11 protein-coding genes and 1 pseudogene are annotated in these 14,453 nt (G+C 61.1%); 2 read left to right on the plus strand and 10 right to left on the minus strand.

Going from position 1 to position 14,453, the window contains the following annotated elements:
* Positions 1 to 13 precede the first annotated feature (13 nt).
* Both ACIPQ1_RS22915 and ACIPQ1_RS22920 read right to left on the minus strand, forming a co-directional pair.
* Complete coding sequence (locus tag ACIPQ1_RS22915) at positions 14 to 916, minus strand: glycine betaine ABC transporter substrate-binding protein (RefSeq protein WP_446534820.1); 903 nt, start codon at positions 914 to 916, stop codon at positions 14 to 16.
* A gap of 24 nt (positions 917 to 940) precedes the next feature.
* Positions 941 to 1,657 (minus strand): ABC transporter permease, encoded by a 717-nt coding sequence (locus ACIPQ1_RS22920; RefSeq protein WP_250964299.1) that lies wholly within the window; start codon positions 1,655 to 1,657, stop codon positions 941 to 943.
* Between the two features lie 332 nt (positions 1,658 to 1,989).
* On the opposite strand from ACIPQ1_RS22920, the gene ACIPQ1_RS22925 reads away from it, so the two are divergent.
* Entirely contained in the window at positions 1,990 to 3,573 is a 1,584-nt protein-coding gene (locus ACIPQ1_RS22925; protein WP_250964300.1) for a peptide chain release factor 3, read from the plus strand.
* Between the two features lie 295 nt (positions 3,574 to 3,868).
* Here ACIPQ1_RS22925 and ACIPQ1_RS22930 read toward each other — a convergent pair.
* Positions 3,869 to 4,006, minus strand: a pseudogene (locus tag ACIPQ1_RS22930) (DUF6124 family protein); the annotation flags it as partial.
* A gap of 744 nt (positions 4,007 to 4,750) precedes the next feature.
* On the opposite strand from ACIPQ1_RS22930, the gene ACIPQ1_RS22935 reads away from it, so the two are divergent.
* On the plus strand, positions 4,751 to 5,002 hold the full coding sequence (locus ACIPQ1_RS22935; RefSeq protein ID WP_250964301.1) for a hypothetical protein: 252 nt from the start codon (positions 4,751 to 4,753) through the stop codon (positions 5,000 to 5,002).
* Between the two features lie 200 nt (positions 5,003 to 5,202).
* On the opposite strand, the gene ACIPQ1_RS22940 is transcribed toward ACIPQ1_RS22935, so the two are convergent.
* The 7 genes from ACIPQ1_RS22940 to ACIPQ1_RS22970 all read right to left on the minus strand — a co-directional run bounded on the left by ACIPQ1_RS22940 (position 5,203) and on the right by ACIPQ1_RS22970 (position 14,169).
* Positions 5,203 to 6,183 carry a peptide ABC transporter ATP-binding protein gene (locus ACIPQ1_RS22940; RefSeq protein WP_446534821.1) on the minus strand — a complete coding sequence of 327 codons (981 nt, stop codon included), beginning with the start codon at positions 6,181 to 6,183 and terminating at the stop codon, positions 5,203 to 5,205.
* Positions 6,183 to 7,151: an ABC transporter ATP-binding protein gene (locus tag ACIPQ1_RS22945; protein WP_446534822.1), complete on the minus strand. Its 969-nt coding sequence runs from the start codon at positions 7,149 to 7,151 to the stop codon at positions 6,183 to 6,185. Before ACIPQ1_RS22945 ends, ACIPQ1_RS22940 begins: the two co-directional genes overlap by 1 nt.
* A gap of 10 nt (positions 7,152 to 7,161) precedes the next feature.
* On the minus strand, positions 7,162 to 8,073 hold the full coding sequence (locus ACIPQ1_RS22950; protein ID WP_249876174.1) for an ABC transporter permease subunit: 912 nt from the start codon (positions 8,071 to 8,073) through the stop codon (positions 7,162 to 7,164).
* A 10-nt stretch (positions 8,074 to 8,083) separates the two neighbouring features.
* Positions 8,084 to 9,094, minus strand: coding sequence for an ABC transporter permease subunit (locus ACIPQ1_RS22955; RefSeq protein WP_053118417.1), 1,011 nt, complete (start codon positions 9,092 to 9,094; stop codon positions 8,084 to 8,086).
* 218 nt (positions 9,095 to 9,312) lie between these two features.
* Positions 9,313 to 10,908, minus strand: coding sequence for an ABC transporter substrate-binding protein (locus ACIPQ1_RS22960; RefSeq protein ID WP_250964306.1), 1,596 nt, complete (start codon positions 10,906 to 10,908; stop codon positions 9,313 to 9,315).
* A gap of 74 nt (positions 10,909 to 10,982) precedes the next feature.
* The gene (locus ACIPQ1_RS22965) at positions 10,983 to 12,398 is read right to left on the minus strand and encodes an OprD family porin (protein ID WP_250964307.1); all 1,416 of its coding nucleotides are present in this window, start codon (positions 12,396 to 12,398) and stop codon (positions 10,983 to 10,985) included.
* A gap of 169 nt (positions 12,399 to 12,567) precedes the next feature.
* Positions 12,568 to 14,169, minus strand: coding sequence for an ABC transporter substrate-binding protein (locus tag ACIPQ1_RS22970; RefSeq protein ID WP_186706012.1), 1,602 nt, complete (start codon positions 14,167 to 14,169; stop codon positions 12,568 to 12,570).
* Positions 14,170 to 14,453: the final 284 nt, after the last annotated feature.

Below are 14,453 nucleotides of genomic sequence, written 5' to 3' on the forward strand. Positions count from 1 at the left end.
CTTTTCCTCCAGGTCATTGGGTTGAGAGCAGCGAATGCTGGCGCAGGAAATCGGCGGCAACGGCGGAAGGGCTTTCGTGATCGACGTCTACCCGGGCGTTGAGCTGGCGCATGGTTTCATCGTCGAATAGCTCGGCCAGGGGCTTGAGCTGCGCGGCCAATTGCGGATGCGTATCGAGGAATGCCTGGCGCACCACCGGCGCGGCGGTGTAGTCGGGGAAGTAATGCTTGTCGTCTTCCAGCAGCTTCAATTTGAACGCATTCAGGCGCCCGTCGGTGGTGTAGACCAAGCCGGCGAAGACTTGGCTGTTGCGCAGGGCGGTGTAAACCAGGCCCGCGTCCATTTGCCGGATGTTCTTGCGGGTCAGGTTCATGCCGTACTGTTCGACCATGCCGGCCAGACCGTCGGAGCGGTTGGCGAACTCGGTGTCCAGCGCCACCAGATGGTGCTCGTCGGCCTCGGCCTGCAACACCGCGTTCAACTGGCTGATGGAGTTGATCTGCGGGTATTTCTTCGCGACTTTCTCCGGCAGGGCCAGGGCGTAGGTGTTGCTGAATTTCGACGGTGCGAGCCAGACCAGGCCTTTTTTCGCGTCGAGTTCTTTCACCCGGGCGTAGGACTGGGCGCTGTCGAGCTTCTCGGTGACATGGTTGTAGGAAACCAGTGACACGCCGGTGTATTCCCACAGAAGGTCCAATTGCCCGGTCTCATGGGCACTGCGGGCCAGGGTGCTGCCCAGGCCGCCGGTGACCTGCGCGTCGTAGCCCTTGCTGCGCAAATACTGCGCGGTGATTTCCGCCAGCAGTGTCTGCTCGGTGAACACCCGGGCGCCGAGGCGGATCAGCGGTCTTTCTGCGGCTTGGGCAAACCCTGCGAACAGCAACAGGCAGCCCAGGATCAAGCTCAACTTCTTCATAACGATTCCTTTATCCAGCCAGGCTCAGGACGGGCGCAAGCCACGTTCCAGCCAGAGGCGGCTGGCGAGTGTCACCAGACCGTCGAGCAGCAATGCCAGCAGCGCCGTGCAGGCGGCGCCGAGCAACAATTGCGGCTGGTTGTTCAAGGCAATGCCGGGGAAGATCAGGCTGCCGAGGCTGTTGGCACCGATCAGGAAAGCCAGCGGGGCGGTGCCGACGTTGATCGCTAACGCTACGCGCACGCCACCGACGATGATCGGCACGGCGTTGGGCAACTCGACTTTCCACAGCACCTGGCGCGGGGTCATGCCGATGCCGACGGCGGCTTCCTTGAGGGAGCCCTGGACGTTTTTCAGGCCTTCATAGGTGTTGCGCACAATGGGCAACAGCGAGGCGAGGAACAGGGCGAAGATGGCGGGCCCGCTGCCGATGCCCAGGATGCCGAGGGCGATGGCCAGCACAGCCAGGGGCGGCACGGTATTGCCGATGTTGAACACTTGCATGAAGCGTTCGGCGCGCCCGACCATGCCGGGGCGGCTGAGGACGATGCCGGCGGGGATGCCAACCATCAGGGCCGCCAACATGGAAGCCAGTACAAGCATCAGGTGCGCTTGCAGGTAGAACAGCAGATCGTCGCGGTAGCGTTGGATCGTATCGATGCCGATCCAGTGGACCAACAGGGCCAGGAGGGCGACGACGACCGCACCCCCGATAAGCCCTTTGCCATAGCGGATAGCCACAGGCGGACTCCTTTGTCTTTCAGTCGGCGCACGCCTCCCCGGGCGGCAAACCATCACGGGTTGCCGGGAAAACGTTCGCGAGAAGCAGCTCTTTTCGAGGCCGGTAAAACGACCGTCAAAGCGAGCCATGAGCGCAGCCTCGTCAGGCTAACTTGCTGATTTTTCAGGCCCTGACGGTTGCGCGTATCAGGGGGGTGGACGTCTCCACGGGGCAAAAGGTTCCCATGTGGGGCAGCATTTGGCCACCCCGGATATGCTCAACGGTTCGGTTCCTGGCACAAGTTGAGCTATAATCGCCGCCCTTTTTTGAATCACCTGCCAGGCGATTTCCCATGACCAAACAGGCCGCCGAAGTCGCGAAACGCCGCACTTTCGCCATTATTTCCCACCCCGATGCCGGTAAGACCACCATCACCGAAAAGCTCTTGCTGATGGGCAAGGCGATTGCGGTGGCCGGCACGGTGAAATCCCGCAAGTCCGACCGCCATGCCACCTCCGACTGGATGGAAATGGAAAAACAACGGGGTATTTCCATTACCACGTCGGTCATGCAGTTCCCGTATCGCGAGCACATGATCAACCTGCTCGACACCCCGGGCCACGAAGACTTCTCCGAAGACACCTACCGCACCCTGACCGCGGTGGACTCGGCCTTGATGGTCCTCGACGGCGGTAAGGGCGTCGAGCCACGGACCATCGCGCTGATGGACGTCTGCCGTCTGCGGGACACGCCGATCGTCAGCTTCATCAACAAACTCGACCGTGACATCCGCGACCCGATCGAATTGCTCGACGAGATCGAAGCGGTCCTGAAGATCAAGGCCGCACCGATCACTTGGCCGATCGGTTGCTACCGCGACTTCAAGGGCGTGTACCACCTGGCCGACGACTACATCATCGTCTACACCGCCGGTCACGGGCACGAGCGCACCGAAGTCAAGATCATCGAGAAGCTCGATTCCGACGAAGCCCGCGCCCACCTGGGCGACGAGTACGATCGTTTTGTCGAGCAACTGGAACTGGTGCAGGGCGCCTGCCATGAGTTCAACCAGCAGGAATTCCTCGACGGCCAACTGACCCCGGTGTTCTTCGGGACCGCCCTGGGCAACTTCGGCGTCGACCATGTGCTCGACGCGGTAGTCGACTGGGCCCCGCGTCCGCTGGCCCGTGTCGCCAACGAACGCACCGTGGAGCCGGTGGAAGAAAAGTTCGCCGGCTTCGTGTTCAAGATCCAGGCGAACATGGACCCCAAGCACCGCGACCGCATCGCCTTCATGCGCATCTGCTCTGGCAAGTACGAAAAAGGCATGAAGATGCGCCACGTGCGCACCGGCAAGGACGTGCGCATCGGCGACGCCCTGACGTTCTTTTCCTCGGAGCGCGAGCAACTGGAAGAGGCCTTCGCCGGTGACATCATCGGCCTGCACAACCACGGCACCATCCAGATCGGCGACACCTTCACCGAAGGCGAGGCCCTGGGCTTCACCGGTATCCCGCACTTCGCCCCGGAACTGTTCCGCCGCGTGCGCCTGAAGGACCCGCTCAAGTCCAAGCAACTGCGCCAAGGCCTGCAGCAACTGGCCGAAGAGGGCGCCACCCAGGTGTTCTTCCCGGAGCGCAGCAACGACATCATCCTGGGTGCCGTCGGTGTGCTGCAGTTCGACGTCGTCGCCAGCCGCTTGAAAGAGGAATACAAGGTCGAATGCTCCTACGAGCCGATCACCGTGTATTCCGCTCGTTGGATTGAATGCGACGACAAGAAAAAGCTCGAGGAATTCTCCAACAAGGCCGTGGAAAACCTTGCGCTGGATGGTGGTGGGCATTTGACCTACCTGGCGCCAACACGGGTCAACCTGGCGCTGATGGAAGAGCGCTGGCCGGACGTGAAGTTCCGTGCGACGCGGGAGCATCACTAAGTATCAAGTGTGACCCATTGTGGGAGCGAGCTTGCTCGCGATAGCGCTGGATCAGTCAGCATTTATGTTGAATGTGCCGCCGTCTTCGCGAGCAAGCTCGCTCCCACAGGGGATTTGTGTTGGGCACTGCAACTGTGTCCAACCCCCTGCCTCACATGGGGCCTGTGCCAGTACTCAATTTCCCGGTCAGCCGAAACTCCCCTGTGGGAGCGAGCTTGCTCGCGATGGCGGTGGGTCAGCTTGCATAAAAGCGGGCTGCCGGGCTGAGGTCCAGCCCTTTCATTGGAGCAAGTTGCTAACGTGGATCGGCGATATCCAGCGCCCGGTTCGCCAGCAATTCACTGACCTCAATCACTTGCAGGATCCCCATCGCAACCTGTCGACGAGAGCCTTCAAGGTCGAATGCCAGGTCGCTGATCATGGCGTTGGCGGAATTTTTCCGGGTCTAGGCTGGAGTAGGAAGATGTTGGGTCTGATTCTGGTGGGTTGGGTGTGGCTTTGAACATGGTAACGCTCCTATGGGGAATAGAAGCCGCCAAGACCTGTCGCTAAACAGAATGGTGGCGACTGCACGCAGGTTAGCGAACCGGACATAGGCACCCGGCAGACCCGAAGGTCTCCCACATACAGCCGCCATAACGTAATTGCGATGAAATCCCGCAATAAAGCATGGTTGCTTACGTGCCTATGGTTCAGGTCGCTAAACCCGACCGCTGATTTTCAGCGACCCGGTAACCATAAAGTCCCGCCCCCAGGCGCACAAGCGGGCGGATTCTGGCTTAGTTGTAGGCAAAGGCGCAAGGCGATGTAGCCTCGGGACTAGCACTCCGTGTGCCTGGGTATTTGTCTGTAAGGCTCGATGCCTGCCGTTAAAGTGGCCGGGGTCTTCACACCAATCTCGTGGACCCAACCTGTGGGAGCAAAGCCTGCTCGCGATAGCGGTGGGTCAGCTTGCCTGGATGTTGGATGTGCCGGCCTCTTCGCGAGCAGGCTCGCTCCCACACTGGGTTTGGGTGTTAGTTGGTTTTGAGATAACGCTTATTCGAAACCATTCTGTCGTGCGGGGGCATTTCTGATGGTTCGGTGGCGTCTTATCTGGTGAACCGGGCAGTTCAGAACTAGATTCTCTTGAATGCCGTCGGGCCCCGGCTTTAATCCGGAAAAGAAGGAAATGGCTATGAATAATCTGCTACGCATGATGTTTTTGCTGAAGGTATTGGTGATGCTGTCCCTCGGTTCAACGGTTGCCTGGGCTGAGTGCGATGAGCATGAAAAACATGCATCGAGCGGATCGGTGGCGCAGGGCGAGTTGATGCTTGCCGCGACCGATGCGGATGCAGGCGATCCGGATGATGGCGAGGATGATGATGGTTCGCCAATCGACACGCCGGATGACGATGAGGATGCGGAGGGCGATAGCCAGACGTAGATGTCCGACATAAAAAACCTCCAGCCCTGATCGGACTGGAGGTTTTTTATTGCCCGTGGCGAGGGAGCTTGCTCCCGCTGGGGCGCGTAGCGGCCCTTTTTGGGGACTGCTGCGCAGTCCAGCGGGAGCAAGCTCCCTCGCCACAAGGGCTTTTCTGCCTTAAGTGCTTTGCTGCCTTTTAGCCTTTTAGCCTTTTAGCCTCACGCCGCGCCGTCGAGGAACCGCTCGGCGTAGTGACACGCCACCAGCCGGTTATCCAACGGCCGCAACGCCGGCTCTTCAGCCTTGCAACGCTCGGTGGCATACGGGCAGCGCTTGTGGAAAGCGCAGCCGGACGGCGGGTTGAGCGGGTTGGGCAGTTCGCCGACGATCTTGATCTTCGGCTTGTTCGGGTCCGGGTGGATGGTCGGGGTGGCCGACAGCAGCGCCTGGGTGTAAGGGTGCAGTGGGCGGCTGTAGATGGACTCGTTGGGGCCCATTTCCACCGGGCGGCCGAGGTACATCACCATCACGTCGTCAGCCACGTGCTGCACCACCGCCAGGTTGTGGGAAATGAACACGTAGGCGGTGTTGAATTCCTGCTGCAAATCCATGAACAGGTTCAGCACCTGGGCCTGGATCGACACGTCCAGCGCCGACGTTGGCTCATCCGCCACCAGCACCTTGGGCTGCAGCATCATGGCGCGGGCCAGGGCGATGCGCTGGCGCTGGCCGCCGGAGAACATGTGCGGGTAGCGCTGGTAGTGCTCGGGACGCAGGCCCACCTGCTTCATCATCGCCTGGACTTTCTCGCGCCGTTCGGTGGCCGACAGGCTGGTGTTGATCAGCAATGGCTCGGCCAGTTGATCACCGATTTTCTGCCGCGGGTTGAGGGACGCGTAAGGGCTCTGGAAGACCATCTGCACGTCTTTGCGCAGCTGCTTGCGTTCGGCCTTGTTGGCGCCGGCCACTTCTTGCCCGGCGATCTTCAAGGAGCCGGCGGACGGCTCTTCGATCAGCGTCAGGGCCCGGGCGAGGGTGGATTTGCCGCAACCGGATTCGCCCACCACGGCCAGGGTCTTGCCGGCTTCCAGTTCGAACGACACACCGTTGAGGGCGCGCACGGTCGCATGGCCCTTGAACATGCCACGGGACACTTCGTAATGACGGGTCAGGTCACGGGCGGTAAGTACGACGGCCATCACGCCACCTCCTGGTTCAACGGGTAGAAGCAGCGGGCGAGGCTGTTGGATTTCGGATCGAGGCCTGGACGTTGTTGACGGCAGTTGTCCTGCACGTACGGGCAGCGCGGCGACAGCAAGCAACCTTGCGGACGGTCGTAGCGACCGGGGACGATGCCGGGCAAGGTCGCCAGTCGCTCGGCGCCCATGCTGTGTTCCGGAATCGCCGCGAGCAGCGCTTCGCTGTACGGATGAGCCGGAATGTCGAACAGCTGCGGCACCTTGCCCACTTCCACGGCTTGGCCGGCGTACATCACGCACACGCGCTGGGCGGTTTCAGCGACGACGGCCAAGTCGTGAGTGATCAGCACCAGGCCCATGTTCTGCTCTTTTTGCAGGGCCAGCAGCAGGTCCATGATCTGGGCCTGGATGGTCACGTCGAGGGCGGTGGTCGGTTCGTCGGCGATCAGCAGCTTCGGCTCGCCGGCAATCGCCATGGCAATCGCCACGCGCTGGCTCATGCCGCCGGACAATTGATGCGGGTAGGCGTCCATGCGGCTGGAGGCGCCGGGGATCTCGACTTTTTCCAGCAGCTCGATGGCGCGCTTGCGGGCGGCCTTGCCGGACATCTTCAGGTGCAGGCGCAGCACTTCTTCGATCTGGAAGCCCACGGTGTAGCTGGGGTTGAGCGCGGTCATCGGGTCCTGGAAGACCATCGCCAGGTCCTTGCCGACGATCTGCCGGCGCTGGCGGTTGCTCAGCTTGAGCATGTTCTTGCCGTCGAAGTTCAGCGCATCGGCGGTGACGATGCCGGGGTGCTCGATCAGGCCCATCAGCGCCATCATGGTCACGGATTTACCCGAGCCCGATTCGCCGACGATCGCCAGGACTTCGCCTTTGTCTACGCTCAGGTCGAGGCCGTCGACCACCGGCACGGCGGTGGCGTCGCCGAAGCGGACGTTGAGATTCTTGATTTCTAGCAGTGACATGGGAATCTCCTCAGGCGGCATTCTTGAGTTTCGGGTCCAGCGCATCGCGCAGCCCGTCGCCCATCAGGTTGATTGCCAGCACGCTGAGCAAAATGGTCAAGCCAGGCAGGCTCACGACCCACCAGGCGCGTTCGATGTAGTCGCGGGCCGAAGCCAGCATGGTGCCCCACTCAGGGGTCGGTGGCTGGACGCCGAGGCCGAGGAAGCCCAGGGCGGCGGCGTCGAGGATCGCCGAGGAAAAGCTCAAGGTCGCCTGGACGATCAGCGGTGCCATGCAGTTGGGCAGCACGGTGATGAACATCAGGCGCGGCAGGCCGGCGCCGGCCAGGCGGGCGGCGGTCACGTAGTCGCGGTTCAGCTCGCCCATCACGGCGGCACGGGTCAGGCGCACGTAGGACGGCAGCGAGACGATGGCGATGGCGATCACGGTGTTGATCAGGCCTGGGCCGAGGATGGCGACGATCGCCACGGCCAGCAGCAGCGACGGCAGGGCGAGCATGATGTCCATCAGGCGCATGATGGTCGGGCCGAGGATGCGCGGGAAGAACCCGGCGAACAGCCCCAGCAGAATGCCCGGAATCAACGACATCACCACCGATGACAAGCCGATCAGCAGCGACAGCCGCGAACCCTGGATCAGGCGCGACAGCAGGTCGCGGCCCAGTTCGTCGGTGCCCAGCAGAAACTGCATCTGCCCGCCTTCAAGCCACGCCGGCGGCGTCAGCAGGAAGTCGCGGTATTGCTCGCTCGGGTCGTGCGGCGCGACCCACGGCGCGAAGATCGCGCAGAACACGATCAGGATCATGAACAGCAGCCCGGCGACGGCGCCCTTGTTGCGGGAAAACGCCTGCCAGAATTCTTTGTACGGGGACGGGTACAGCAGGCTTTGATCGACTGCTACCGCGGTAGTTGGAGTACTCATGGTCTTGATCTCAGCGCTGGTGACGGATGCGTGGGTTGGCAAAGCCGTAGAGGATGTCCACGACGAAGTTGACCAGAATCACCAGGCAGGCGATTAACAGGATGCCGTTCTGCACCACGGGGTAGTCCCGGGCGCCAATGGCTTCGATCAGCCACTTGCCGATGCCCGGCCAGGAGAAGATCGTTTCGGTCAGGACCGCACCGGCCAGCAGCGTGCCGACTTGCAGGCCGACCACGGTCAGCACCGGGATCAGCGCGTTGCGCAGGCCATGCACGAACACCACGCGCGATGGCGACAGGCCCTTGGCCTTGGCGGTGCGGATGTAGTCTTCGCGCAGCACTTCGAGCATCGAAGAGCGGGTCATGCGGGCGATCACCGCCAGCGGAATGGTGCCCAGCACGATGGCCGGCAGGATCAGGTGATGCAGGGCATCGAGGAATGCGCCCGGTTCGTCGGCCAGCAGCGTGTCGATCAGCATGAAGCCGGTTTTCGGCTCGATGTCGTAGAGCAGGTCGATCCGTCCCGACACCGGCGTCCAGCCCAGGGACACCGAGAAGAACATGATCAGGATCAGGCCCCACCAGAAGATCGGCATCGAATACCCCGCCAAGGAGATGCCCATCACCCCATGGTCGAACAGGGATCCTCGCTTGAGTGCCGCAATCACCCCGGCCAGCAGGCCCAGGATACCGGCGAACAACAGGGCGGCCATGGACAGTTCCAGGGTCGCGGGAAACAGGGAGCTGAACTCGGTCCAGACGCTTTCACGGGTGCGCAGCGATTCGCCGAGATCGCCCTGGGCCAGTTTGCCGATGTAGTCCAGGTATTGGGCATACAGCGGTTTGTTGAGGCCAAGGCGTTCCATTGCCTGTGCATGCATTTCGGGATCGACCCGACGTTCGCCCATCATCACTTCCACGGGGTCGCCGGGGATCATGCGAATCAACGCGAAGGTCAGCAAGGTGATGCCGAAGAACGTGGGGATCAATAATCCCAGTCGGCGGGCAATAAAACTAAACATCTTCAGGTGTACCTCATCAGCCGGTTAGGCGTGCCCGGCAATCCTTGGGTGAAGGTTGCCGGGCGTTTTCTTGGCTTTGAACGGAAAGTGCCTGCGCGACGATCATGCTGCGTTGAAAACAGGCTCGGAATGCTCATTTACAACCCGTAAACTCCGCTTCCTCGCCTGTTTTCGCCTTGCCTGATCGCCGCTCGGCGACTTTCCGTTCAAACCCTTATCTACTTCACCTGGGTGGTGGCGAAGTTGTTGGTGGTGAGCGGGCTAATCACGTAGCCCTCTACGTTCTTGCGCATTGCCGTGAACATGCGGGTGTGGGCCATGCTGATCCAAGGCTGGTCCTGGTTGAAAATCACCTGGGCCTGCTCATAGAGCTTCGCGCGCTCCTCGGGGTTCACTGTGGCGCGTGCCTGGTCGAGCAGCGCCTGGAATTTCTCATTGCACCAGCGCGCGTAGTTTTCGCCGTTCTTGGCGGCTTCGCAACTGAGCATAGGCGTCAGGAAGTTATCCGGGTCGCCGTTGTCGCCCGCCCATCCGGCGGACACCATGTCGTGCTCGCCGTTTTTCGCGCGCTTGAGCATTTCGCCCCATTCCATCACGCGGATGTCGACCTTGATCCCGACTTTTGCCAGGTCGGCCTGCATCATTTGCGCGCCGAGCATCGGGTTGGGGTTGGTCGGGCCGCCACCGTTGCGGGTGAACAGGGTGAACACGGTGCCTTCCGGCACGCCGGCTTCCTTGAGCAACTGGCGCGCCTTGTCCAAGTCGCGGGTCGGGTTCTTCAGGTCGTGGTTGAAACCCAGCAGTGTCGGCGGGTAGGGGTTGACCGCCACGGTGGCGTTGCCCTTGCCGAACAGCGCGTTGACGTAGGCTTCCTTGTCGAAGGCCAGGTCGATGGCTTTGCGCACCCGCACGTCGCTCATGTACTTCTTGCTGGTGTTCAACGCGGTATACGAGACGGTCATCGCGTCCAGCTCGGTGACCTTCAGGTTCGGGTCTTTCTTGATGCTGGGGATGTCATCGGGTTTTGGATACAGCGCGATCTGGCATTCGTTGGTCTTGAGCTTCTGCATGCGCACGTTGTTGTCGGTGGCGATGGCCAATACCAGCGCATCCGCCGGTGGCTTGCCGCGGAAGTAGTCCGGGTTGGCCTTGAAGCGAACCTGGGCGTCCTTGTTATAGCGCTGGAACACGAACGGTCCGGTGCCGATCGGCTTGCTGTTCAAGTCGCCGGCCTTGCCTGCCTTGAGCAACTGGTCGGCGTATTCAGCCGGGTAGATCGAAGAGAACGCCATGGCGATGTCGGCCAGGAACGGCGCTTCGCGGCGGGTCAGGGTGAACTTGACCGTGTGCTCGTCGACTTTCTCGACGTTTTTCAGCAGCTCCTTGAAGCCCATGCTTTCAAAGTACGGGAAACCCACGCTCGACAGTTTGTGCCAGGGGTGGTTCGGGTCCAGCTGGCGCTGGAAACTCCAGACCACGTCGTCGGCGTTCATGTCGCGGGTCGGCTTGAAATAGTCGGTGGTGTGGAACTTGACGCCCTTGCGCAGGTGGAAGGTGTACGCCAGGCCGTCGTCACTGATGTCCCAGGATTCGGCCAGGGCCGGAATCACTTCAGTGGTGCCGGGCTTGAAATCGGCCAGGCGATTGAAAATGGTTTCCGCCACGGCATCGGCGGTGACTGCAGTCGTGTACTGGACCATGTCGAAGCCTTCCGGACTGGCTTCTGTGCAAACCACCAGGGGCTTGGCCGTGGCGCCAACGGCAACGCTCAGCAGCGCGGCGGCGATGGCGGCGCGTAGGGGAATCATGTTCATCGTCAATCCTCTGCAATCGGGTAATGGCAAAAGACCGGGCGGACGACCTCGTGAGTCGACCGCCCGGTGGCAGTTTAGAGAATGTTGAACGGAATGGTGGTGACCAGGCGGAACTCGTTGAGGCTGCCGTCGGCCTGGTTTTCGCTGGCGCGGTGTGCGGTGTAGGTCGCACGGATCGCGGTGGCTTTCAGAGGGCCGCTCTGTACGGCATAGGACGCGCCGACGCCGTATTCATAGTGGTGCTCACCGTCCATGGCCCGCACGTCGCTATAACCGGTGCTGTTGTAGTGCGTACCGTCGATGCCCCAGCCGCGCGCCTGGTAGATGTTGAACTTCAGGCCTGGCACGCCGTATTCAGCCATGTTCAGGCCGTAGGCGATCTGGAAGGATTTCTCGTTCGGGCCGTTGAAGTCCGACAGCAGGGAGTTGGCCAGGTAGATGCCGTTGGTTTCGTGCAGGTAGTCGAAGTACTCGTTACCGTTCACTTCCTGGTACGAGAACGTCAGGCTATGGGCCTGGTGCGTCAGGCCGAACGACAGGGAGTAGGTGTCGTTGTCGATCTCGCCCAGCTTGCTTTTGCCTGAATCCACGGTCTTGTAGTAGTTCAGGCCGGTGGTCAGGCTCAGCACCGAGCTGTCGCCCAGTTCATGGGTGGCGCCGAAGTAGTACTGGTTCCACATGTCCTCGGCTTCGGTCGCCCACAGGCTGGTTTTCAGGCTGGCCAATGGCTGGTAGGTGATACCAGCGGTGTTGACGTGATCGGTCTCGACGCTGCTGTCACCGTATTCGGAGCGGAACTTGCGCTGGCTCTGTTCGGTACGCGGCGAGTTGCGGTCGAAGGTGGCGATGTCGAACGCCAGGTTTTCGAATTCTTCGCTGTGCAGGCTCACACCCTGGAAGCTGGAAGGCAGGGCACGGTTGCCGATGACGTCGACCATCGGGCTGCTGAAGTTCTGGCGACCGGCGGTCAGGGTGGTGTTGGACACGCGGGCCTTGAGGTTGGCCAGGCCCAGTTTGCTCCACTGGCCCACGGCGTCGCCGCCTTCGCGGGTCAGGGTACGGTTGTTGCCGGCGCCAGGACGGGTGGTCGGTGCGCCGCCGTTGTTGGACGCCAGGTCCTTGCGGTCCTGGTCCAGGGCGATGGCGTTGTAGGCAGCCACTTCGGTGCTGAAGCCTACGGTGCCTTCAGTGAAACCCGAGTTGTACTTGATGATGGTGCCTTGCAGCCAGTTGATCCGGCGGTCGGTCTCGCGTGCTTCGCCGTTCTTGCGATAGGTGAGTTTCGTGCCGCGCTTGAATTGCTCGTTGGCGTACCAGTTGCGCGTGCTACCCGTGACGGATTGACCGTCGATGAAGCCTTTGGCTTCGCTTTGCTCGCTGGTGGTCTTGAGGGTCACCGGGGTGACCGCCTGGCTCTGGGATTCTGCGAAAGCCGTTGCGGTAATGCTGCTGATGGCCAAGGCCAGTATCGCGGTGCTGCTCAGTTTCATCGGTAACGCTCCTTTTTCTTTTTTTTGTGCCGATCCTTTTGGATGATTCGGCTAACGGTTTACAACTCATTCACAGCTAGCAAACGTTTGCATCACGCCTGATCGACGAATTCAGGCAAGACGTCTGCGTGAGGGCTTCCAGGGAAGCCCTCGCTGTGCGGCTAGACGGTTATGGGTTCAGGCTGACGCCCGAGAACACGTTGCGACCGAAGGGGCTGACTTTGAACCCTTCGACTTTGGCACTCAGCGGCTGGTTGACCGTCGAGTGGGCAACAGGAGTGATCGGCACTTGTTGCTTGAGCAACTGCTGGGCCTGTTTGTAGAGCACGGTGCGCTGGTCGCGGTCGGTGACGACCTTGGCCTGCTTGATCAGCTTGTCGTAATCCTGGTCACACCACATGGAGTAGTTGTTGCCGCCAATGGCATCGCAGCTGTACAGCGTGCCCAGCCAGTTGTCCGGATCACCGTTGTCGCCGGTCCAACCGATCAGGCTGATGTCGTGCTCGCCGTTCTTGGTGCGCTTGATGTACTCGCCCCATTCGTAGCTGACAATCTTCACTTTCAGGCCGATCTTCGCCCAGTCGGCCTGGAGCATTTCGGCCATCAGCTTGGCGTTGGGGTTGTACGGGCGTTGCACGGGCATGGCCCAGAGGGTGATTTCGGTGCCTTCCTTGACCCCGGCGGCCTTGAGCAGCTCCTTGGCTTTTTCCGGGTTGTAGGGCGTGTCCTTGATGGTGTCGTCGTAGGACCATTGGGTCGGCGGCATGGCGTTCTGCGCCAGTTGGCCGGCGCCCTGGTACACGGCGTTGAGAATGCCTTGCTTGTTCACCGCCATGTCCAGGGCCTGGCGCACTTCGACCTGGTCGAACGGTTTGTGACGGGTGTTGTAGGCGATGTAGCCGAGGTTGAAGCCAGGTTTTTCGATCAGTTGCAGCTTGGGGTCGTTCTTCAAGGCCGGCACGTCGGCCGGACGTGGATGCAGGGTGACCTGGCATTCGTTGGCCTTGAGCTTCTGCACCCGCACCGAGGCGTCGGTGTTGATGGAGAAAATCAGGTTCTTCAGTTTCACCCGTTCCGGCGCCCAGTACTTATCGTTGGCGACGTAGCGGATGTTGGAGTCTTTCTGATAGCTCTTGAATTCGAACGGCCCGGTGCCGATCGGCTTCTGGTTGATGTCGCTCGGCTTGCCGCTCTTGAGCAGTTGGTCGGCGTATTCGGCCGACAGGATCGCGGCGAAGCTCATGGCGATGTTCTGGATGAACGCGGCGTCCACGCTGTTGAGGGTCATGACCACCGTCAGCGGCCCGGTCGCTTCCACCTTGGCGATGTTCTTGTTCAGGCTCATGCCGTTGAAGTACGGGAACTCGGTGGGGTAGGCCTTGCGGAACGGATGCTGCGGATCGAGCATTCGGTTGAAGGTGAACAGCACGTCGTCGGCGTTGAAATCCCGGGTCGGCGTGAAGTAGTCGGTTGTGTGGAATTTCACCCCTTCGCGCAGGTGGAAGGTGTACTTCAAGCCGTCTTCGGAAATGTCCCAGCTTGTCGCCAGGCCAGGGACGACGTTGGTCGCGCCTTTTTCAAACTCGGCCAGGCGGTTGTACAGCGGTTCGGCGGCATCGTTATCAGTGGCGGTGGTGTACTGCGCGGTGTCGAAACCGGCGGGGCTGCCTTCGGAACAGAACACCAGGCTGCCGCCGGCGGCTTGGGTGGCGGATGTCGCGGCCAGCAGGCCGGTGCCCAGCAATGCGGATAAAACCAAGGTATGGCGCATGACGCTCCCTCTCTCGTTCGGGGTGTTTGACAGTGAACCGGTGTCCTTCCGGGGACAGGTCCGGCGCACTGAGCTCATTCCATTGCGTAGCGATGCCGCAGGGCTGGCAAGTCGCCCCGGTGACGACGGTATGAGCCGTGGGCCGGGCGGTAAATGCGTAATACCTGAAAGACTGGTGGGAAAAGGCGATACGTCCTAAACCGACTGCTGTGGTATGCAGTGCTTTTGGATGTAGGCGATTTCCTGAGTCTTGGTCTCGGCAGATAAAGCAACGGCGACGTTGG

The sequence above is a fragment of the Pseudomonas sp. LARHCG127 genome (assembly GCF_052871455.1).